Source organism: Vibrio sp. FF145 (assembly GCF_041439075.1).
Lineage (GTDB): Bacteria > Pseudomonadota > Gammaproteobacteria > Enterobacterales > Vibrionaceae > Vibrio > Vibrio tasmaniensis_A.
The window spans coordinates 52,203-73,259 of record NZ_JBGONH010000004.1 but is presented as its reverse complement, the minus strand read 5'-3'; the positions used below and the strand labels follow the sequence as shown (position 1 = coordinate 73,259).

Genomic DNA, 21,057 nt, shown 5'->3' with positions numbered 1-21,057 from the left:
TAGCTTCTTAGCTTCTTAGCTTCTTAGCTTCTTAGCTTCTTAGCTTCTTAGCTTCTTAGCTTCATTCGCTTAGAGCTAGCCTAGACGTCGGTTTTTTCCTTGAACTCACACAAGTCTTCAATGATACAGCTGCCACAGCGTGGTTTACGTGCGATACAGGTGTAACGTCCATGAAGAATGAGCCAATGGTGGACATCCAGTTTGAATTCTTTTGGGATGACTTTAAGTAGCTTTGCTTCGACATCGTCGACGGTTTTACCCATCGCTAGCTTAGTGCGGTTTGATACACGATAGATGTGAGTATCAACGGCAATCGTTGGCCAACCGAAGGCGGTATTTAACACTACGTTTGCAGTTTTGCGGCCAACGCCTGGAAGGGCTTCTAATGCAGCGCGATCTTCCGGCACTTCACCATTATGGAGGTCCAGTAGCATACGACACGTTTTGATGGTGTTTTCTGCTTTTGAGTTAAACAGGCCGATGGTTTTGATGTACTCTTTTAGGCCATCGACACCTAGGTCGAAAATAGCCTGTGGAGTATTAGCCACAGGATAAAGCTTATCAGTGGCTTTGTTAACGCTGACATCGGTTGCCTGCGCAGATAAGAGCACGGCGATCAGCAACTCGAAAGGGCTGTTCCAGTTAAGCTCGGTTTCTGGATTTGGATTGTTTTCTCTCAAACGCTCAAGTATTTCTACTCGTTTTACATTGTTCATAGCGACATTACTTTCAAATAGTTAGGGCTTGAGTTCCGGCGAAGTTCTTTCAAACTTACTCGTTTTAAAATAACAAGTTTCGCAATGGTTCAGGCTTTATCATCGGTTACGCGCTCTTATGAGCGTCATTATTATGTTTACTTGGTCAATCTATTTACCTTCTGAGCGGTTGAGCTACTCAGCAGGATTTAAGCTACTGTAACTTATCAGGCATTGGTAACACGAGCGCGTTCAATAGCTGGTTTTTCTTGTTTTGGCTGTCTAGATTTAGCTTGGTTGTCGATGATGTTTTTCAAAGCAATTAAGAAACCAACACCAATGAAGGCACCGGGTGGTAGCAGGGCTAACAAGAAGCTGTTATCAAATTGGAATATCTGGATTCGTAACACCGAAGCCCAATCACCAAGGAGTAGGTCTGCGCCATCAAATAGAGTTCCGTTACCAATAACCTCGCGCATCGCACCCAATACAACCAGTACCGATGTCATGCCAAGACCCATCCAGAAACCATCTTGAGCAGCAGGTAAAACTTCGTTTTTAGACGCGAAAGCTTCCGCTCGGCCAATGATGATACAGTTGGTTACGATCAGCGGGATAAAGATACCCAAAGAGAGGTAAAGGCCATACGCGTAAGCGTTCATCAGAAGTTGAACACAGGTTACTAGTGAAGCAATGATCATCACGAATACTGGAATACGCACTTCTTTTGGCACATGGTTTCGAACCAAAGATACAGACACGTTCGAGCCGACTAGTACAAGCAAGGTAGCGATACCTAATCCAAGAGCGTTAGTCACAGTCGAAGAGACAGCCAACAGCGGACATAAGCCAAGGAGTTGTACTAGGGCAGGGTTATTGGCCCACATGCCATTTTTGATCAGTGTTTTATGGTCACTCATTATTCACCACCACAATTTAGAGGTTGAGCAAGCAATGCTTGGTTGTTTTGATTAACGTATTGCACCGCTTGTTTCACTGACTTAACGACAGCTCTTGGCGTAATGGTTGCGCCAGTGAACTGGTCAAAGTCACCACCATCTTTACGAACCTTCCAACGGTCAAGATTAGAATCCGTCACTTGCTTACCAGCAAATGAGAGAATCCAATCACTCACACGCAAATCAATCTTATCACCCAAACCTGGAGTTTCTTGGTGAGAAAGCACGCGAGTACCTAAAATAGTACCGTCGATCTTCATTCCAACAATCACTTTAATCGCACCGTTGTAGCCGTCAGGGGCAATCGCTTCGATCGCAATCGCACTCGGCTCACCATTGATTTTAGCAATGTAAGCCGGCATCGCTTGCTCAGTACCAAGCTCTTCTGCTTGAACCAAAGTACAAGACGAAAACAGCTCGTTGTCGTGCAGATCGTGTGGGATCACTTGGTTAAGAACAGACAGTAACTGAGCCTGTTCTTGTTGTTTGATCTGATCTTTGGTCAGGTAGTGAGTTACCGCGACCAAACCCGTCGAAGCACACGCAAAAATCGCGAGTACAAGGCCGTTTTTCTTAATTGCATTTAGCATGGTATCCGCTCCCTTTAGTGGCCGTATGTACGAGGTTTGGTGTAGTAGTCAATCAGTGGAACACACATGTTGGCTAACAATACAGCAAACGCCACGCCATCAGGGAAACCACCCCAACTGCGGATGATAAAGACTAAACCGCCGATCAGAGCACCAAACACCAAGCGACCTTTGACTGTCGTGGATGCTGAAACTGGGTCGGTCGCAATGAAAAATGCGCCGAGCATAGTCGCACCAGACAATAGATGGATGGTCGGTGATGCGGTCTCGCCAGGAGTGAACATCAAGAACATTAGGCTAAATAGGGTCAAGCTTCCCAGAAACGCTACTGGGATATGCCATTGAATCACGCGTTGCTTGATAAGCACTAAGCCACCAATAAGGTAAGCAAGGTTTACCCACTCCCAACCCACGCCAGCTAACCAGCTAAATTGAGGTTGAGACAGAGCTTCAGACGCTGTGTTGCCTGCCGTTAATGCGGTTTTGAAGGCATCGAGTGGCGTCGCCATTGTGGTTCCATCAATCCCTAAACGAGCTTGTTGTAGAGATAATCCTTCATTATTGAAGCCAGTAAAGATCATCAAGAATGAGTCCACAAAGCTGGTTGCTTCAGCGGTTAAGCTCGCGGGAGCATTCCAACTGGTCATCTGAACTGGGAACGAGATCAGCAAAACAACGTAAGCGACCATCGCTGGGTTAAATGGGTTTTGCCCAAGTCCGCCGTATAGGTGTTTCGCGATGACAATTGCGAAGAACATACCTATCACTAGAATCCACCACGGAGAGTGTGGAGGAATCGCGACACTGAGTAGCCAAGCGGTGACAACAGCACTGTAGTCACGTAGCGCCATCACTGGCGGGCGCTTTCTTAGCAGCATTACAGCGGCTTCAAAGGTAACAGCAAGTGCAATAGCAAATACTAACTGGATGAGCGTACCCCATCCAAAGAAGTAGGTTTGAGCTAGTAGACCTGGCAATGCACAAATAGCGACCCATTTCATGAGATCAGGGGTGCTTCTACGATTGTGCGCGTGCGGTGAGCTGGCGATAAAGAAGGCCACTACTCTTTCTCCTCATTATTCTTTTTGTCTTGCTCTTGCTGCGCCTTTCTTGCTTTAGCACGAGCAATCGCTGCAGCAACCGCTGCTTTTTTAGGATCGACTGGTTCTTGTTGAGTTTCAGCCTTTAATTCAACTACAGGTTCAACCACAGATTCAGGTGTTTCTGCTGACTCTTCCTGTTTCGCTTGTTGTGCCTTTCTTGCTTTAGCGCGAGCTATTGCCGCGGCAACGGCAGCTTTTTTAGGATCCACTGGTTCTGATTGAATTTCAGCTTCCACTTCTACTTCAGGAGCGATTGCTTCTGCTTCGACCTGCTTAGCTTGCTGTGCTTTCTTCGCTTTAGCGCGAGCTATTGCGGCAGCAACTGCATCTTTTTTGGCATCACCAGAGCTTTCAGCTGAAGCTTCGCTTTCTGTTGGAGTAGAAGATTCCGCTTGTTGAGCTTTCTTGGCTTTAGCGCGAGCAATGGCCGCAGCGACAGCATCTTTCTTGGCATCGCCAGAGCTTTCAAGCGGAGCTTCACTTGCTGTTGGAGTAGAAGATTCCGCTTGTTGAGCTTTCTTGGCTTTAGCACGAGCAATGGCCGCAGCGACTGCGTCTTTCTTGGCATCGCCAGTGCTTTTAGCTGGAGCTTCACTTTCGGTTTGAGCAGCTGATTCTGCTTGTTGTGCTTTCTTGGCTTTAGCGCGAGCGATAGCTGCAGCAACAGCATCTTTCTTAGCGTCGCCAGTACTTTCAGCCGGAGCCTCACTTGCGGTTTGAGTAGCAGATTCTGCCTGCTGAGCCTTCTTGGCTTTAGCACGAGCAATAGCGGCAGCGACAGCATCTTTCTTAGCATCGCCAGTACTTTCAGCTGGAGCTTCACTTTCGGTTTGAGTAGCTGATTCCACTTGTAGAGCCTTCTTGGCTTTAGCACGAGCGATAGCTGCAGCAACAGCGTCTTTTTTGCCATCACCAGAGCTTTCTGCAGGAGCATCAGTTGCTGCTTGTTGTGCCTTGCGCTCTCGAGCTTGTCGTTTACGTTCTTCACGCAGTTTCGACATTTCAGAATTGTCTGGTTCAGCGCTATCCGCTTTCTGAGCCGCAGCTTGTTTTGCTTTTGCCTTGGCAATCGCAGCCGCAACCGCAGGTTTCACCGCTGGTTCCGCATTAGGAGCTTGGTCTGCTGTCGCTTTTTGTGCCTTAACACGCGCAATCGCCGCAGCAATTGCATCGTCACCGTCGGCTGATTTCATGTCTTTACGACGGTTGTCAGCTGCTTTCTTAAAGCGGTTTTCACGTTCTGCTTTGTCGCGCTCCATACGAGCGTTTTTCTCTTCGAAACGAATCTTGGCGCGCTCTGCTGCAGCGGCTTCATCTTTTCGAGTTTTGATCTCAGCTTTTGCTTGGCGATAGTACTGAACAAGAGGAATTTCACTTGGGCAGACAAATGCACAAGCACCGCATTCAATACAGTCTTTAATATTCAGTTCTTCACACTTATCCAACTCGTTGGCTTTCGCATGCCATTGCAGTTGTTGAGGAAGAAGTGATGCGGGGCAAGCCTCGGCACACGCGCTACAACGAATACATTCCATCTCGTAAGTGCTTGGAGAGATCTCACGACGCGTTGGTGCCAAAATACAGTTCGACGTTTTAGTGATTGGCACATTGGCATGTGGCAAGGTGAAGCCCATCATAGGGCCACCCAAAATCAAACGCGGAAGCTTTTTATCGGCTTTGTAGCCAAACTCTTCAAGTAACTCATGTACTGGTGTGCCTAATAGCGCCCAAACATTACGAGGTTGCTTAAAGGTTTTACCGGTTAATGTCACAACGCGGTTAACCACAGGTTCGCCGTCAATTACCGCTCGCTTAATCGAGTAAAGAGAGCCGACGTTCTGAACCAAAACACCAATGTCTGCAGGGATGCCGCCAGCCGGAACCTCTTTATTAGTAAGGATCTTTATCAGCTGTTTCTCACCACCTGAAGGGTATTTAGTTGGGATAACACGAATGACGATATCTTTGTCTTTCGCTGCAATCTCAAGTGCTTTTATCGCGTCTGGTTTGTTGTCTTCAATGCCGATAACCGTCAGCTTTGGTTGAAGAATGTGTTCAACCACTTCGATGCCTTTTAATACTTCGTCGGCATGTTCTTGAAGCAACTTGTCATCAGAGGTGATGTAAGGTTCACATTCCGCAGCATTGACGATCAAAATGTCGGTACGACCTAAGCCTGATTGAAGTTTCTTAGCCGTAGGGAAGCCTGCGCCGCCCATGCCTGAAATACCAGCTTGGCGAATCACATCAAGCAGTTCGTCAGAGGTCTTTGTCGAGAAATCTTCAACTGGATTTTTTTCAATCCAAGCGTCTAAGCCATCAGGTTTAATAACCACGCACACGTCGCTCAAGCCTGAAGGGTGAGCGGTGGTTCGTGGTTCGATAGCGGTAATCACACCCGATGTTGGTGCATGTACTGGCAAAGTAAAACCAGTCTCTAAGGCCGTCAGTTGCTGACCTTTGAGTACGGCATCACCGACAGCAACCAATAAGTTACCAGGCTTACCTATATGCTGTTTCACTGGAAGAACGATTTCTTCTGGGAGCCTTGCATGCACGATGTCAGTAGTATTCGACTGTTTCTTGTTTTCAGCAGGGTGCACACCGCCCGGGAAGTTCCAAATAGAGCCCGTGCGAATTTGTTCAATTAAAGAGATCATACTAACCCTATGCCTTAGGCTCTGACGCGGTCGCATCAGTTGCTTGGTTAGTGATATCAGTAACAGGAATGATGTTCATCTGCCATTTCCAATTTTCAGTCGTTGTTGCCACTGGAATCATTTCGATACAGTCAGTAGGGCACGGTGCGACACATAGATCACAACCTGTACATTCATCTTTGATTACTGTGTGGAGTGCCTTGGTGCCACCAACAATGGCGTCAACAGGGCAGGCTTGAATACACTTGGTACAGCCGATACACATATCTTCATGAATGAAGGCAACGGTTTTTACTTTGTTATCTAAGTCATGAGCGGAGTCTTCAACTTCTACGCCCATTAAGTCTGCGAGCTTCTCAATGGTTGCTTGGCCGCCTGGAGGACACTTGTTGATCTTGTCTCCGTTCGCGATCGCCTCTGCGTATGGGCGACAACCAGGGTAGCCACACTGGCCACATTGAGTTTGCGGTAAAATGGTATCGATTTGATCAACGATAGGATCGGCTTCTACTTTAAAGCGAATAGAAGCAAAGCCTAAGATAGCGCCAAAAACGGCGGCTAAAACGGCGAGTGCAATGATTGCAATTAAGATGGTACTCATGCTTACTTCACCAACCCAGTAAAGCCCATAAATGCCAGAGACATTAGGCCTGCTGTGATCATCGCAATCGACGCGCCTTTGAATGGCATTGGAACATCAGCAACCGCAATACGTTCACGCATTGCAGCAAATAGGATCAATACAAGAGAGAAACCAACCGCAGCGCCGAAACCATAGATGATTGACTGAATGAAGTTGTGGTTTTCATTGATGTTCAGAAGTGCCACGCCTAATACCGCACAGTTGGTGGTGATAAGCGGCAGAAAGATCCCCAATAGGCGATATAGTGTTGGGCTGGTTTTGTGAACGACCATTTCCGTAAATTGAACAACCACCGCGATAACCAAGATAAAGCTCATGGTACGCAGGTATTCAATACCCAGAGGGGTAAGGATGTAGGTTTCTACTAGGTATGCAGATACCGACGCTAACGTTAGAACGAAAGTCGTCGCGAGGCCCATGCCAATAGCAGTCTCCAACTTCTTGGAGACGCCCATAAATGGACATAGCCCTAAAAACTTCACTAGCACAAAGTTATTGACTAGCACTGTGCCAACCAACAACAAAAGGTATTCGGTCATAATGGATTAATTCTTGAGATTCCGATCCCGATATTATCCTGTTTTGCTCACCTAATAACAACCAAGGATCACTAGGGATTTAGACACTTGGTGAAAAAAACATCAGGTAATCGATTGATTACCAAAGCTGCAGTAAGTATAGACATAGATTTTGATGGTGTGAGCGTGCAGCGGTATATCACAATGATCTTTGTCTGATCATTTGAGTAGTCAGTGATTTCACTTTTGTCTTCGGCCAAAAGGTCGAAATTGGTTGAAGTAAATAGCGAACTTTTGAGTCAATTGATTGTTGCTAACTCAAGGCTGTTGCTCGGTTGCTTAGAGGGCTTTTAGGGAAGTGAGTACGTTAAAACGCAAAAAGCCGCATCGAGTGATGCGGCTTCTTTAAATTTGGCCCCCTTGTCGAGACTTGAACGCGGGCGGCTAGCACGGTCCGACGATTCGGGTGTGACATTAACTTGGAACAAGTTAGTCGCAGTTATATACGAAAAAAGCCCAATCTTTCGATTGAGCTTTTTTCTGAATTTGGCTCCCCTTGCAAGACTTGAACTTGCGACATACGGATTAACAGTCCGCCGTTCTACCAACTGAACTAAAGGGGAATTGCTTGTTAGCGACGCGAATTCTAATAAGACTCCTATTTTCTGTCAATAAAAAATAGCAGAAAAAAATAAGATAAAAAACTTTACTTTCTTGAACGCCTTATCAGGTTTAGCTTTGCTTTAGTTATCCACCAAAATTGTGGATAAGTATGTGCGTGAAACTTTAACAACAATAATTGGGATAAATCTGAAAATGTTAAAATCTGCGGTAACGTGATGTATTTAAAAGTTTTATATCGAAACATTACGATTGTATAACTTTTTAAGATTATAAAATAAACAGTAAAACAAGTGCTATTTTTAGATTTTTTGGGGAAAAGTAGTGGATTAAAAATCGAGTAATTTAGCTGAAGAGATCTTGCAGGGGCACGGATAATACCAAGTTCCAAAAATAAAAGCTATAACTGATATCTAATCTTAAGATGCATTTCTCTAGATAATAGTTGCAACGACACTCCTCCTAGAGTGACAATGACCTGATTAAATAAACAGTATGGAAATGGCGACCTATGAGTAAACTCTTTGACTTGGTATCGGACTACAGTCCGTCCGGTGACCAGCCGACGGCGATTACCAAATTACTAGATGGACTAGATTCTGGTTTGGCACATCAAACTCTATTAGGGGTAACGGGCTCTGGTAAAACCTTTACTCTTGCCAACGTCATTTCTCAATCTCAAAGACCAGCAATCTTGTTAGCGCCTAACAAAACGTTGGCAGCTCAACTTTATGGTGAGATGAAGTCATTCTTTCCAAATAATGCCGTTGAATACTTCGTTTCTTACTACGATTACTACCAGCCTGAAGCGTATGTACCAACCACAGATACGTTCATTGAGAAAGATGCGTCGGTGAATGCTCATATCGAGCAGATGAGACTTTCGGCGACCAAGGCCTTATTAGAGCGAAAAGACGCCATCATTGTAGCTTCTGTATCGGCTATCTATGGTCTTGGTGATCCTAAATCGTATTTGAAAATGATGCTTCACTTGAGTCGTGGTGAGGTTATGGATCAGCGTGATATTTTGCGCCGTTTGGCGGAGCTACAATATTCAAGAAACGACGTCGCATTTGAACGAGGTCAGTTTCGCGTGCGTGGTGAAGTGATTGATATCTTCCCGGCTGAATCTGACCAAGATGCCGTGCGAATTGAAATGTTCGATGATGAAGTGGATTGCATCAGTATCTTTGACCCACTAACTGGTGCGGTTAAGCAAAGAGACCTGCCTCGCTTTACGGTTTATCCAAAAACGCACTATGTAACTCCACGAGAGAAAATCCTTGAAGCGATTGAGAAGATTAAGGATGAGTTGCGTGATAGAGCTCAATATTTAAAAGACAATAATAAGCTTCTAGAAGAACAGCGTATCTCTCAAAGAACTCAGTTTGATATCGAGATGATGACCGAGCTTGGCTTCTGTTCTGGTATCGAAAACTATTCACGATACTTGAGTGGCCGTGCTGAAGGGGAAGCGCCTCCGACGTTATTTGATTACTTGCCTGATGATGGTCTGTTGATTATCGATGAGTCACACGTGACCGTGCCGCAAATTGGTGCGATGTATAAAGGTGACCGCTCTCGTAAAGAAACCTTGGTTGAATTTGGTTTCCGTCTGCCTTCGGCACTGGATAACCGTCCAATGAAGTTTGAAGAATTTGAGTCTATAGCCCCGCAAACGATTTTTGTGTCGGCCACGCCAGGCAGTTACGAAATCGAAAAATCAGACGGTGAGATTGCTGATCAAGTGGTGCGTCCTACTGGTTTGTTAGACCCAATTATCGAAGTAAGGCCAGTCGCGACTCAGGTTGATGACCTTTTGTCTGAAATCAGAATACGTTCAGTGAAAGAAGAGCGTGTACTTGTCACGACGCTAACTAAGCGAATGGCAGAGGACTTAACTGAATACCTGAGTGAGCATGGCGTTAAAGTTCGTTACTTGCACTCTGATATCGATACCGTTGAACGCGTAGAAATTATCAGAGACCTACGTTTGGGCGAGTTTGACGTGTTAGTGGGCATTAACTTACTTCGAGAAGGTTTGGATATGCCGGAAGTATCGCTGGTGGCGATTCTTGATGCTGATAAAGAGGGCTTCTTACGTTCTGAGCGTTCTTTGATACAGACCATTGGCCGTGCAGCTCGTAATTTGGAAGGTCGAGCAATTCTATATGGTGACTCGATTACTAAGTCAATGAGAAAGGCGATTGATGAAACCGACCGCCGTAGAGAGAAACAGCAGGCCTATAACGAAGAGCAAGGTATTACGCCGCAAGCGCTTAAACGTAATATCAAAGACATTATGGAGTTGGGTGATCTAACCAAGTCGAAGCAGCAGCGCCAATCGAAGCAAGTTCCACTATCTAAGGTGGCAGAACCTTCTGAAAACTATGCAGTGCTTACGCCACAACAGCTCGATAAAGAGATCAGTAAACTGGAAGCGGCGATGTATCAGCATGCTCAGAATTTGGAATTTGAATTGGCGGCACAGAAGCGCGATGAAATTGAACAATTGAGAAAGCAGTTTATTTCTAATAGCTAACCTTACTTCTTGCTTAAGGCGTTTATACCCATAAAATAAGAATTGAGAGTGCTTCAGACAAAAAACAGCCAGTAGTAAATGTTCTACTGGCTTACGTCTGTGGACACAAAGTCCACTAACAACGTCAGTTGGCTAGGTGACCCGAAGGTCAGTTAGATAACTGCATCGTTCGTGCCAAATAGATAACACATTGATTGTTTGAAGCAAGCAAACGAACACAGTATAAACAGTGTGGTTAATTTGCATAATGCAAAGCGGAATGCGATTATAATAAGAAATGCAAATTATAAATGGCTAGGATATGCAATCAAAAACGTTAGATAACAAATCGAAGTATTTGTTAATGGTAGAAGATACCGCGTCGGTAGCAGCGTTATATCGATCGTATCTTACACCGCTCGAAATTGATATTAACATTGTTGGTACTGGCCGCGATGCAATCGAGAGTTTGAACCATCGAATCCCAGACCTCATTTTATTAGATCTACGCCTGCCCGATATGACGGGTATGGATGTACTGTTTGCTGTAAAACAAAAATATCCGGAAGTTCCCGTTATCTTCATGACTGCTCACGGCTCTATTGATACCGCAGTAGAAGCCATGCGACATGGTTCCCAAGATTTCCTTATCAAGCCGTGTGAAGCCGACCGACTTCGTATTACGGTGAACAACGCGATCCGCAAAGCCACTAAACTTAAAAATAGCTCGGAACATCCAGGAAATCAGAACTATCAAGGCTTTATTGGCAGTAGTCAAACCATGCAGCAGGTTTACCGAACGATCGATTCTGCCGCATCGAGCAAAGCCAGTATTTTCATCACAGGTGAAAGTGGTACCGGTAAAGAGGTATGTGCTGAAGCCATTCACGCTGCGAGTAAGCGTGGCGATAAGCCATTTATCGCAATCAACTGTGCAGCGATTCCTAAAGATTTGATTGAGAGTGAATTGTTTGGTCACGTTAAAGGGGCCTTTACTGGAGCAGCAACGGATCGACAAGGCGCAGCTGAACTTGCAGATGGTGGAACCCTGTTCCTCGATGAATTGTGCGAAATGGACTTAGAGCTGCAAACTAAGCTACTCCGCTTCATTCAAACTGGTACCTTTCAAAAAGTCGGCTCTTCGAAGATGAAGAGTGTGGATGTTCGTTTCGTATGTGCAACGAACCGCGACCCTTGGAAGGAAGTTCAAGAAGGTCGCTTTAGAGAAGATTTATACTACCGTTTATATGTGATTCCACTGCATTTGCCGCCATTGCGTGAGCGTGGTGAAGATGTCATCGAAATTGCATATTCATTGCTGGGTTATATGTCTGTCGAAGAAGGCAAGGCGTTCGTACGTTTTGCTGAAGAAGTACTCGATCGCTTTAATCAATATGAGTGGCCGGGGAACGTTCGTCAGTTACAAAATGTGTTGCGAAATGTAGTGGTACTGAATAATGGTAAAGAGATTACTCTCAATATGCTTCCACCGCCATTGAACCAACCAATTGAAAACAGTCTCCGTTTAAAAGAGAAGCAGAACGAAGACATCACGGTAAAAGATATTTTCCCATTGTGGATCACTGAGAAAACGGCTATCGAACAGGCCATCAAAGCGTGTGACGGTAACGTTCCTCGTGCGGCAGGTTTCTTGGATGTCAGTCCATCGACGATATACCGAAAATTGCAAACATGGAATGCGAAGCAGTAATCACCAAATAATAAGAAAAGAGCAATGATGATAATATTAAATCAGCAAAAAGTTGATGAGCTTGCCGGTGAAATAGGGCAAGAGAATGTCCCAGTGTTACTGGAAATATTTTTAGGTGAACTGAAGGGATACTACGAACATTTGGAGCTAAATAAAGAGTCAGACACATCTAAGTATTTAGCGGATATTAGCCATGCACTTAAGAGTAGTGCTGCGAGCTTTGGTGCGGACTCTTTGTGTAGTTTCGCGATTAGCCTAGACGCAAAAGTGAAACAAGCGCTGCCAATGACAGAGGTCGACTTTCAAGGTATGCAGGATATTTTGTTATCCACCTACCAAGAGTACCAGCAGTTAATGACAGAGCTTTAACGCTCTAAAGTGGTCAGTCATCAATGAACTTAAAAAGGAGCATCGTGCTCCTTTTTGTTTTTGTTTGGTAAATAGATTCAGAAAACCGAGTTAAACCAACTGATCCCTAATTGCTTGTTGGAGTTTTACGCGGTCGTGTCTCCAATCTCTATTTGGAGAGGCAAGGTCAGCAGTCACGCAATTCCATAGCCCTTCAAGTTCCGGATGGGGCGCGTTACCCAATACAATGTCGATTTTTCTTGTCTTGCAGGTACGTTCACACCACTCCAATTGCTCTTGTAGCGTCATTTTCCCTGCAGGTCCATGCTCTGGCGACAGGTTTTCAACGAAGATAACCTTGGCTTTAGTATTATCTGCGATCGCTTTACCAATCTCTGGCAGTAGAAGGGGCGGCATAACACTGGTTAGAAAACTTCCCGGACCAAGCACGATACAGTCTGCTTGTTCGACAGCTGCAACGGCTTCTCTGGTCGCAGGCACTTCTGGAGACAAGTCCATCATGCGCAGTTTTTCTGTCATGTCATCAACGTTGGTTTCGCCGGTTACCCAACGGCCGTCCATTGATAAAGCGGTGAGATCGGAAGGGTGTTCCGTCATTGGTACAATATTTACATCGACCTTAAGCATGTTACGAATCAGGTTGATTGCTTCCAATGGGCGAACAGAAAGGTTGTCTAGCGCAGTAAGCATCAGGTTTCCGAGGTTGTGACCATCGAGTTCACCTTGACCGCGAAATCGGTATTCGAACATCATCGAACTGATCGAAGGCTCGGTGATTAGCTGGTTGATACAGTTACGAGTATCACCCCAAGCGATGCCACCTTGGCAATCTCGAATACGCCCGGTTGATCCACCGTTATCTGTGGTTGCAACAATGCCTGTCGCATTGCTACCAAAGTCTTTTAATGCCGCAAGCATACGACCTAAGCCGTGACCACCACCAATTGCGACCACTTTTTTTGAAGAGTAAATATTCATTTTTTGTTCTTGTTAGATTATTACCAACTATAATTTAGGTTAAATGCTTCTCGTCAGATACTCAACAAGAGTTATTTTGAGGGTTTGATACGTTTTTTTTGCCGATGTGACTCGTTTTTTGTCATCAAAGCTAGATTCACGTACAAATATTAAGTATTTTATTACTCAGCTACTGCGCGTGTGAATATAAAGCGCAGTTGCCATAACTCCGAGCTCTCGCATGCTAAGTCGCACAGTGGTATTTGCTGTACCGATACGCATCAAGAGCCAGTGACATGTTGTCACAAGGGCTTAATTGGAAATGATTATGCCTCCCGTGTTTGGAAAGGTGTTCCGTGGCGCAACAATTCGAAGATAGATTCCATCGCAAGTTTTATTACTTGCGCTTGTCGGTTACAGACGTCTGTAACTTTAAATGTACTTACTGCTTGCCAGATGGTTATAAACCGTCAGGGCAAAAAAACTCGTCTTTTTTAAGTGTTCCTGAGATCAAACGCGTTGTTAAAGCGTTTGCTGATTGTGGTACCTCAAAGATCCGCATTACTGGCGGAGAGCCGAGTCTGCGTAAAGACTTTCCTGAAATCATACATACCGTTGCTTCTACTCCAGGCATTGAAAAAGTAGCCACCACAACGAATGGCTACCGCATGGAGAAACAAGTAGGGCAATGGCGTGATGCTGGTTTAACCCATATAAACGTGAGCGTGGATAGCTTAGATTCGCGCATGTTCCATCAGATCACTGGTGAGAACAAGTTTACTGAGGTTATGCGAGGTATTGATAAAGCGTTTGAGGTTGGCTTTGAACAAGTCAAAGTCAACGTTGTATTAATGAAAGACCTCAACAGTCAGGAATTACCAGCCTTCCTTAATTGGATCAAAGACAAACCTATTCAATTACGTTTTATCGAGCTGATGAAAACCGGCGAGATGGACGAGTTGTTCGATAAACACCATGTGTCCGGCGTTGCGATTCGCAACCAGCTTATTGCTAATGGTTGGCTGTTAAAAGTCAAAGCTGTTAATGATGGCCCTGCGCAAGTGTTTGTCCACCCAGACTACCAGGGTGAAATCGGTTTGATCATGCCTTACGAGAAAGACTTTTGTGAGAGTTGTAACCGACTGCGTGTTTCTGCGACCGGTAAACTTCACTTATGTCTGTTTGGCGACCATGGTGTTGAACTGAGAGATCTGATTCAAGAAGATCAACAAGAGCAAGAGCTCATTGATCGAATTCAGGCTCAGCTTCAAACCAAGTCCGTTAGCCACTTCTTACATGATGGCAACAGCGGCATGACTCCAAATTTGGCGTCAATCGGCGGTTAACCCGCTATATACTCTAAAGCATTTTATCGCTCAGCTTCTTTAAGGTGGGCGAATAAGTCTAGGGCGTGTTGCCCTTTCGAGTTGATTTTTGCAGCGAGTTGCTGGGTATTTATACAAGGCAGAGGCTTTGATGTGTAGCTAGCCTACATGAGAAGCCGATAACGCAGTAGAAATGACCAGCAAATGCTGCCCGAAGGGTTCGGCTAAAAGCGTTTTACTCTTTGTTGAGGGAGATTTGCTTAGAATGACTAGGCGACTTCCCCCTCGCCGCGATTAAAACGCTTTTATCTCGAACAAAATTTAATCACGAAAGGTCAACACGCCCTAATAATTGAAAAAATTTATTATAGGTGAACAAATGGGTCACGCAGAAAGCAAATTTCAAGCAGCGAACATTGCAGTACTAACGGTTTCAGATACTCGTACAGAAGAAAACGACACGTCAGGTGGTTACCTAGCTGAGCATGCTAAGGAAGCTGGTCACAACGTGGTTGATAAGCAAATTGTTATCGATGACATGTACAAGATCCGTGCGATCGTATCTCAGTGGATTGCTGATGACAGCGTCCAAGCGATCATGATCACTGGTGGTACGGGTTTCACTTCTCGTGACAGCACCCCAGAAGCACTTAAGCCACTGTTCGACAAAGAAGTAGAAGGCTTTGGTGAGCTATTCCGCCAAGTGTCTTACGAAGAGATCGGTACTTCGACGATTCAATCGCGTGCAATCGCGGGTTTTGCTAACCACACGGTTATCTTTGCGATGCCAGGTTCTACAGGTGCGTGCCGTACAGGTTGGACTAAGATCATTAAGCAACAGATGGATGCTAGCCACCGTCCTTGTAACTTCATGCCACATCTTTCTGTATAAGGTGGTTTGAGCATGAGCCAATTTACTCACATTAACGCGTCTGGTGAAGCGAACATGGTCGATGTGTCGGCTAAAGCGGAAACTGTACGCGAAGCGAGAGCGGAAGCTTTCGTTCAAATGTCAGCAGAAACGCTAGAACTGATTGTTTCTGGTAGCCACCATAAGGGTGATGTTTTTGCGACGGCACGTATTGCTGGCATCCAAGCAGCGAAGAAGACGTGGGACTTGATTCCACTGTGTCACCCTCTACTACTAACTAAAGTAGAAGTGCAGCTAGAAGCTATCGAGTCTGAAAACAAGGTTCGCATTGAATCTGTTTGTAAACTTGCGGGTAAGACGGGCGTTGAGATGGAAGCGCTTACGGCTGCTTCCGTTGCTGCGCTAACGATTTACGATATGTGTAAAGCTGTTCAAAAAGACATTGTTATCGAAAATGTACGCCTGTTAGAGAAGACGGGTGGTAAATCTGGTCACTTCAAGGTGGAATCATGATTACTGTACTGTTCTTTGCTCAAACTCGTGAACTTGTCGGTGTCGATAGCCTAGAAGTCGATGCACAATTCAATACTATTGAAGCGATTCGCAGCCACCTTGTAACACAAGAAGGCAAATGGGATATCGCATTGGAGGAGGGCAAACTTCTGGCTGCGCTTAACCAATCAATCGTACCTTTGACAACTGAAGTGAAAGACGGCGATGAAGTGGCTTTCTTCCCACCTGTTACTGGAGGTTAGCCATGAACGACTCTCGAGTTATTGATCCAAGAGTAGTAGTTACTGCAGAAGATTTTTCTGTGGGTGACGAATACGATTATCTAGCTCAAGGCACAGCTGCAGGAGCGGTAGTGACGTTTGTTGGTAAAGTTCGCGACATGAACCTTGGCGACAACGTGATTGGTTTGTCTCTAGAGCACTATCCGGGTATGACAGAGAAGTCGCTGAGCGAGATCTGTGATCAAGCTGAAGCGCGCTGGCCTATTCAGAAGATGCGAGTGATTCACCGTGTTGGTGACCTAGATATCGGTGACCAGATTGTTTACGTTGGTGTATCCAGTGCGCACCGAGGGGCTGCCTTCGAAGCGTGCGAGTTTGTTATGGACTTCCTCAAAACCAAAGCGCCGTTTTGGAAAAAAGAACGTACCACTGAAACAACTCGCTGGGTTGATTCTCGCGATTCTGATACCAAAGCTGCAGAGCGCTGGAAAAAGTAAATTATCCCACATAATGTTTCGTCCTTAACGTGATAACGCATTTCAGGTTAGGACTTAGGTAATAAAGCCGACGTTGAACGTCGGTTTTTTTGTGCGTGCAACAAAGTCATTTATAAAAAATAGGGTGTTTATTAAATGATTAATCATTCGAGTTGCATATAAATTCTTTGGCTTATTTTTTCTGTACTGGTGCAGCTCTGCATCTGTTTTGGTGCAGTGCATTATGCTGTTTTGTATAAAGTGATAATCCTCACAAATAGTACAGTCTATTTAGGGGATATGTGATGTGCACTTAGATTTAATGTGGCATTAATGTTAACTTATCAAAGATGTTCTAGCATAAGATGCTAAAAAAAAGTATCAACACAGATACATCAACACTAAAGGCTGTTATTTAATAAATCCCTATGTGTAACTCACTATTCATTAGGATTTTATTAGATATTTACACTGATACCTTGAGTATTTCGGAGAATTATCCGATTTTTTGCGACTTGTTTATGGCAAATTACTTCAATGGTTGATAGTGTGTGCCTCAATCTTTGTAAGGTTTTAGATTTTTATGCTTATATTTTAAGCTAAATAAATCTAAATCACTGCCGTTCAGTGAACTTAGCAAAGAAGTCATGGATGCAATACGAAAAACTTGGAGTTTATTAAATGTACAAGAATAAAATCACTCAGGCCCTTCTTCTAGGTGCTGGTTTGGCAGTGGCTGCCACTTCTACTCTTTCTATCGCTGCTGAAGTTCCAGCAGGTACAGAACTAGCAAAAGTTCAGGAACTTGTTCGCGGTAACGGTACTGAAGTTGCGACTATCGACCCACACAAATCTCAAGGTGTACCAGAATCTCACGTAATTCGTGATCTTCTAGAAGGTCTAGTGAACCAGGACGGTGAAGGTAATACTATCCCTGGCGTTGCTGAGAGCTGGGAAACGACAGACAACAAAACATTCACTTTTCATCTACGTAAAGATGCAAAATGGTCTAACGGCGATCCTGTAACAGCTGAAGATTTTGTTTACAGCTGGAAACGTGCAGTTGATCCTGCCACTGCTTCTCCATACGCTTGGTACATGGAATATACCAAGATGGTGAATGCGAAAGACATCGTAGCGGGTAAGAAAGACAAGAGTGAGCTAGGCGTTAAAGCTGTAGATGCAAACACACTTGTTGTTGAATTAGAAACAGCGGTACCATACTTCGTAATGATGATGGGCCACACAACAGTGAAGCCAGTACACAAAGCAACTGTTGAAAAATTCGGTGACCAATGGACCAAGCCGGGTAACTTCGTAGGTAACGGCGCATTCTCTGTTGATAAGTGGGTTGTTAACGAACGTCTAGTTCTAAAGCGTAACGACCAATACTGGAACAACGACAAAACTGTTCTAAACAAAGTAACCTTCCTACCAATCGAAAACCAAGTTGCGGAAATGAACCGTTTCCTATCTGGTGAAATCGACTTCACAAATGAACTTCCAACTGAGCACTTCAAGCGTCTTAAGAAAGAGCACGCAGAAGACGTATCTGTAGCCGGTAACTTGTGTACTTACTACTACATCTTCAACACGAAGAAAGCTCCATTTGATGACGTTCGCGTACGTAAGGCTATCTCTTACGCAATTGACCGTGACATCGTGACTGACGCTATCTTAGCGCAAGGTCAAAAACCAGCATATTTCCTGACGCCTGAAATCACAGCGGGCTTCGATCCTGAGCTTCCTCAGTACGGTGCAATGTCTCAAAAAGAACGTAACGTAGAAGCGGCTCGTCTTCTTGAAGAAGCGGGTTACGGCAAAGACAATCCACTAAACTTCAACCTACTTTACAACACTTCTGAAAACCACAAGAAGATTGCTGTAGCACTAGGTTCTATGTGGAAGAAAACACTGGGTCTTAAAGTTACACTTGAAAACCAAGAGTGGAAAACTTACCTATCTTCTAAAGATTCTGGTGACTTCGAAGTAGCTCGTGCTGGTTGGTGTGGTGACTACAATGAAGCGTCGTCATTCCTAACGCTAATGAAGAGTAACAACACTACCGGTGGTGTTCACTACGACAGCGCGGCTTACGATCAAATCATTGATAAAGCACTGAACTCGACTTCAGAAGAAGAGCGTAAAGCACTTTATCTTGAAGCTGAGGCGCTAATGGCTAACGATATGCCTATCGCACCTATCTATCAATACGTGAAATCACGTCTACTAAATCCGCACGTTGGTGGCTTCCCTACGAACAACGCGGAAGATAAGATCTTCTCGAAAGACTTATACATCAAGGCTCAATAAGCTTCGATTCTAAAAAGTTAATATAACTATAACGATACAGATACTACATGCGTAACACGCGCATGTAGTGTCTTTCTAATTTTAATTGTCACAGACTGAAAGAGTGAGTTTATGCTTAAATTCATTATGAAAAGGATATTTGAAGCGATTCCAACGATGTTGGTGTTGATCACTATATCTTTCTTTCTCATGCGTTTCGCACCGGGTAACCCGTTTTCAAGCGAGCGTCCATTACCGCCAGAAGTTATGGCTAACATCGAAGCTAAATACGGCTTAGATAAACCAGTATTTGAACAGTACACCACGTACTTAACCAACATCCTTCAGGGTGATTTTGGTCCATCTTTCAAATATCAAGATTACACAGTAAATGAGCTGATCGCTGTAGCACTTCCAGTATCTGCGAAGGTAGGCTTCGTTGCCTTTATCTTTACGCTAATTATGGGGGTCACCGTCGGTACTATAGCCGCGTTGAAGCACAATACCTGGGTCGACTACACCATAATGTCGACTGCCATGCTCGGGGTGGTGATGCCATCCTTCGTGTTGGCACCTGCGCTTATTTACCTTTTCTCCCTGCACTGGAATATATTCCCAGCAGGTGGTTGGCATGGCGGCACCTTCGCGTACATCGTGCTACCTGTTATTGCGATGTCTCTTCTATATGTAGCTACCTTTGCTCGTATCACTCGCGGTAGCATGATTGAAACACTAAACAGTAACTTTATCCGTACTGCTCGTGCTAAAGGTCTAAGTTACCGTTATATCGTTCTTAAACATGCGCTTAAGCCAGCAATGCTACCTGTTGTTTCATATATGGGGCCTGCTTTCGTAGGTATCATCACAGGTTCAGTTGTTGTTGAAACCATCTTCGGCCTACCGGGTATCGGTAAGCTGTTTGTTAACGCCGCGTTTAACCGTGACTACTCGTTAGTAATGGGTGTAACCATCTTGATTGGTTTCCTATTCATCTTATTCAACGCAATTGTTGATATTTTACTAGCGCTTATTGACCCGAAAATTCGCTACTAACAGGGACGCATGGTTATGTTGAAGAAAAAAGAAAACTTAGAAGCGATCGAAAAATTCTCTGAGAATTTGGAAATTGAAGGTCGTAGTTTGTGGCAAGATGCGCGTATTCGTTTTATGCGCAACAAAGCGGCAATGATCAGTCTGTTCATTCTAATTATCATGGTGCTTTCGGTAATCTTCTTACCTATGTTGGCGCAGCATGCTTACGATGATACTGATTGGTACGCAATGCACGTTGGTCCAAATGCGGATCATTGGTTTGGTACTGACAGTTTAGGTCGTGACTTATACGTTCGTACGATGATCGGCGGCCGTATTTCTCTTATGGTTGGTGTGATGGGCGCATTTGTAGCGGTACTGATTGGTACGCTTTACGGTGCAGCTTCAGGTTTCATTGGCGGTCGTACTGACCGAGTGATGATGCGTATCCTAGAGATCTTGTACGCCGTACCATTCATGTTCCTTGTGATCGTACTGGTAACATTCTTTGGTCGTAATATTGTACTTATCTTTGTTGCTATCGGTGCTATTGCTTGGCTCGATATGGCACGAATCGTACGTGGTCAAACGTTGAGTCTACGTAGCAAAGAATTCATCGAGGCTGCTCACGTATGTGGTGTAAGTAAATGGAAGATCATTACACGTCATATCGTACCGAATGTATTGGGTATTGTTGCGGTTTACTCGACGCTACTTATTCCGAGCATGATCCTTACTGAATCATTCTTATCTTTCCTTGGTCTTGGTGTTCAAGAGCCTATGACAAGTTGGGGCGCGCTATTACAAGAAGGCTCGCAAACAATGGAAGTTGCTATTTGGCAACTGGCATTCCCAGCGGCATTCATGGTAGTTACGCTGTTCTGCTTTAACTACGTAGGTGATGGTCTGCGCGACGCGCTTGATCCAAAAGACAGATAAAGAAATAGCAAATAAAAATACAAAAGCTATAAAAGATTGAA

The 21,057-nt window shown here is 44.6% G+C and carries 19 protein-coding genes, 1 tRNA gene and 1 riboswitch; of the genes, 11 read left to right on the top strand and 9 right to left on the bottom strand.

What is annotated here, in order from left to right; translation table 11 throughout:
- Positions 1-80: 80 nt before the first annotated feature.
- The 8 genes from nth to ACED42_RS02810 all read right to left on the bottom strand — a co-directional run bounded on the left by nth (position 81) and on the right by ACED42_RS02810 (position 7,791).
- On the bottom strand, positions 81-716 hold the full coding sequence (nth, locus tag ACED42_RS02845) for an endonuclease III (RefSeq protein ID WP_017099962.1): 636 nt from the start codon (positions 714-716) through the stop codon (positions 81-83).
- A gap of 206 nt (positions 717-922) precedes the next feature.
- Complete coding sequence (locus ACED42_RS02840) at positions 923-1,615, bottom strand: electron transport complex subunit E (RefSeq protein ID WP_017088559.1); 693 nt, start codon at positions 1,613-1,615, stop codon at positions 923-925.
- Positions 1,615-2,244 (bottom strand): electron transport complex subunit RsxG, encoded by a 630-nt coding sequence (gene rsxG, locus ACED42_RS02835; protein WP_012603532.1) that lies wholly within the window; start codon positions 2,242-2,244, stop codon positions 1,615-1,617. Before rsxG ends, ACED42_RS02840 begins: the two co-directional genes overlap by 1 nt.
- Before the next feature lie 14 nt (positions 2,245-2,258).
- Positions 2,259-3,305: an electron transport complex subunit RsxD gene (gene rsxD, locus ACED42_RS02830; RefSeq protein WP_012603533.1), complete on the bottom strand. Its 1,047-nt coding sequence runs from the start codon at positions 3,303-3,305 to the stop codon at positions 2,259-2,261.
- Positions 3,305-6,007 (bottom strand): electron transport complex subunit RsxC, encoded by a 2,703-nt coding sequence (gene rsxC, locus ACED42_RS02825; RefSeq protein WP_371701330.1) that lies wholly within the window; start codon positions 6,005-6,007, stop codon positions 3,305-3,307. The genes rsxD and rsxC overlap by 1 nt, the downstream gene beginning before the upstream one ends.
- Positions 6,008-6,014: 7 nt before the next feature.
- A complete protein-coding gene (gene rsxB, locus ACED42_RS02820) occupies positions 6,015-6,608 on the bottom strand; it encodes an electron transport complex subunit RsxB (RefSeq protein ID WP_004734040.1) in 594 nt (197 codons plus the stop codon).
- A 2-nt stretch (positions 6,609-6,610) separates the two neighbouring features.
- Positions 6,611-7,189, bottom strand: a complete 579-nt coding sequence (gene rsxA, locus ACED42_RS02815; RefSeq protein ID WP_004734039.1) for an electron transport complex subunit RsxA — start codon at positions 7,187-7,189, stop codon at positions 6,611-6,613.
- 526 nt (positions 7,190-7,715) lie between these two features.
- Positions 7,716-7,791, bottom strand: a tRNA-Asn gene (locus tag ACED42_RS02810).
- Positions 7,792-8,300: 509 nt separating this feature from the next.
- On the opposite strand from ACED42_RS02810, the gene uvrB reads away from it, so the two are divergent.
- The 3 genes from uvrB (at position 8,301) to luxU (ending at position 12,390) form a co-directional block, all read left to right on the top strand.
- Positions 8,301-10,331, top strand: coding sequence for an excinuclease ABC subunit UvrB (gene uvrB, locus ACED42_RS02805; RefSeq protein WP_371701328.1), 2,031 nt, complete (start codon positions 8,301-8,303; stop codon positions 10,329-10,331).
- Positions 10,332-10,632: 301 nt separating this feature from the next.
- Positions 10,633-12,021 carry a quorum-sensing sigma-54 dependent transcriptional regulator LuxO gene (gene luxO / locus ACED42_RS02800; RefSeq protein ID WP_009848645.1) on the top strand — a complete coding sequence of 463 codons (1,389 nt, stop codon included), beginning with the start codon at positions 10,633-10,635 and terminating at the stop codon, positions 12,019-12,021.
- Between the two features lie 24 nt (positions 12,022-12,045).
- A complete protein-coding gene (gene luxU, locus ACED42_RS02795; RefSeq protein ID WP_009848644.1) occupies positions 12,046-12,390 on the top strand; it encodes a quorum-sensing phosphorelay protein LuxU in 345 nt (114 codons plus the stop codon).
- Positions 12,391-12,480: 90 nt separating this feature from the next.
- Here the strand turns inward: luxU and ACED42_RS02790 are convergent, their stop codons facing one another.
- Positions 12,481-13,368, bottom strand: coding sequence for a YvcK family protein (locus tag ACED42_RS02790; RefSeq protein ID WP_135381346.1), 888 nt, complete (start codon positions 13,366-13,368; stop codon positions 12,481-12,483).
- A gap of 194 nt (positions 13,369-13,562) precedes the next feature.
- Positions 13,563-13,715, top strand: a riboswitch (molybdenum cofactor riboswitch).
- On the opposite strand from ACED42_RS02790, the gene moaA reads away from it, so the two are divergent.
- The 8 genes from moaA (at position 13,704) to oppC (ending at position 21,016) form a co-directional block, all read left to right on the top strand.
- Positions 13,704-14,693, top strand: a complete 990-nt coding sequence (moaA, locus tag ACED42_RS02785; protein ID WP_029223023.1) for a GTP 3',8-cyclase MoaA — start codon at positions 13,704-13,706, stop codon at positions 14,691-14,693. It overlaps the preceding riboswitch by 12 nt.
- A 358-nt stretch (positions 14,694-15,051) precedes the next feature.
- The gene (moaB, locus tag ACED42_RS02780; RefSeq protein ID WP_010437177.1) at positions 15,052-15,564 is read left to right on the top strand and encodes a molybdenum cofactor biosynthesis protein B; all 513 of its coding nucleotides are present in this window, start codon (positions 15,052-15,054) and stop codon (positions 15,562-15,564) included.
- A gap of 12 nt (positions 15,565-15,576) precedes the next feature.
- Positions 15,577-16,056 (top strand): cyclic pyranopterin monophosphate synthase MoaC, encoded by a 480-nt coding sequence (gene moaC, locus ACED42_RS02775; protein ID WP_004734026.1) that lies wholly within the window; start codon positions 15,577-15,579, stop codon positions 16,054-16,056.
- Positions 16,053-16,298 carry a molybdopterin synthase sulfur carrier subunit gene (moaD, locus tag ACED42_RS02770; protein WP_009848640.1) on the top strand — a complete coding sequence of 82 codons (246 nt, stop codon included), beginning with the start codon at positions 16,053-16,055 and terminating at the stop codon, positions 16,296-16,298. The genes moaC and moaD overlap by 4 nt, the downstream gene beginning before the upstream one ends.
- Before the next feature lie 2 nt (positions 16,299-16,300).
- Positions 16,301-16,774, top strand: coding sequence for a molybdopterin synthase catalytic subunit MoaE (gene moaE / locus ACED42_RS02765; protein ID WP_371701327.1), 474 nt, complete (start codon positions 16,301-16,303; stop codon positions 16,772-16,774).
- Between the two features lie 660 nt (positions 16,775-17,434).
- Positions 17,435-19,066, top strand: a complete 1,632-nt coding sequence (locus tag ACED42_RS02760; RefSeq protein WP_371701325.1) for an ABC transporter substrate-binding protein — start codon at positions 17,435-17,437, stop codon at positions 19,064-19,066.
- 111 nt (positions 19,067-19,177) lie between these two features.
- Positions 19,178-20,098, top strand: a complete 921-nt coding sequence (gene oppB, locus ACED42_RS02755) for an oligopeptide ABC transporter permease OppB (RefSeq protein WP_012603542.1) — start codon at positions 19,178-19,180, stop codon at positions 20,096-20,098.
- A 15-nt stretch (positions 20,099-20,113) separates the two neighbouring features.
- A complete protein-coding gene (oppC, locus tag ACED42_RS02750; RefSeq protein WP_009848636.1) occupies positions 20,114-21,016 on the top strand; it encodes an oligopeptide ABC transporter permease OppC in 903 nt (300 codons plus the stop codon).
- Positions 21,017-21,057 lie beyond the last annotated feature (41 nt).

What these genes read in the sequence shown, in the direction of transcription:
- ACED42_RS02760 (WP_371701325.1), top strand. Translation starts at nt 17,435, where the DNA reads ATGTACAAGAATAAAATCACTCAGGCCCTTCTTCTAGGTGCTGGTTTG.
- rsxC (WP_371701330.1), bottom strand. Translation starts at nt 6,007, where the DNA reads ATGATCTCTTTAATTGAACAAATTCGCACGGGCTCTATTTGGAACTTC.
- moaD (WP_009848640.1), top strand. Translation starts at nt 16,053, where the DNA reads ATGATTACTGTACTGTTCTTTGCTCAAACTCGTGAACTTGTCGGTGTC.
- luxO (WP_009848645.1), top strand. Translation starts at nt 10,633, where the DNA reads ATGCAATCAAAAACGTTAGATAACAAATCGAAGTATTTGTTAATGGTA.
- rsxA (WP_004734039.1), bottom strand. Translation starts at nt 7,189, where the DNA reads ATGACCGAATACCTTTTGTTGTTGGTTGGCACAGTGCTAGTCAATAAC.
- moaE (WP_371701327.1), top strand. Translation starts at nt 16,301, where the DNA reads ATGAACGACTCTCGAGTTATTGATCCAAGAGTAGTAGTTACTGCAGAA.
- moaB (WP_010437177.1), top strand. Translation starts at nt 15,052, where the DNA reads ATGGGTCACGCAGAAAGCAAATTTCAAGCAGCGAACATTGCAGTACTA.
- moaC (WP_004734026.1), top strand. Translation starts at nt 15,577, where the DNA reads ATGAGCCAATTTACTCACATTAACGCGTCTGGTGAAGCGAACATGGTC.
- uvrB (WP_371701328.1), top strand. Translation starts at nt 8,301, where the DNA reads ATGAGTAAACTCTTTGACTTGGTATCGGACTACAGTCCGTCCGGTGAC.
- rsxG (WP_012603532.1), bottom strand. Translation starts at nt 2,244, where the DNA reads ATGCTAAATGCAATTAAGAAAAACGGCCTTGTACTCGCGATTTTTGCG.
- luxU (WP_009848644.1), top strand. Translation starts at nt 12,046, where the DNA reads ATGATGATAATATTAAATCAGCAAAAAGTTGATGAGCTTGCCGGTGAA.
- oppC (WP_009848636.1), top strand. Translation starts at nt 20,114, where the DNA reads ATGTTGAAGAAAAAAGAAAACTTAGAAGCGATCGAAAAATTCTCTGAG.
- rsxB (WP_004734040.1), bottom strand. Translation starts at nt 6,608, where the DNA reads ATGAGTACCATCTTAATTGCAATCATTGCACTCGCCGTTTTAGCCGCC.
- ACED42_RS02840 (WP_017088559.1), bottom strand. Translation starts at nt 1,615, where the DNA reads ATGAGTGACCATAAAACACTGATCAAAAATGGCATGTGGGCCAATAAC.
- nth (WP_017099962.1), bottom strand. Translation starts at nt 716, where the DNA reads ATGAACAATGTAAAACGAGTAGAAATACTTGAGCGTTTGAGAGAAAAC.
- oppB (WP_012603542.1), top strand. Translation starts at nt 19,178, where the DNA reads ATGCTTAAATTCATTATGAAAAGGATATTTGAAGCGATTCCAACGATG.
- ACED42_RS02790 (WP_135381346.1), bottom strand. Translation starts at nt 13,368, where the DNA reads ATGAATATTTACTCTTCAAAAAAAGTGGTCGCAATTGGTGGTGGTCAC.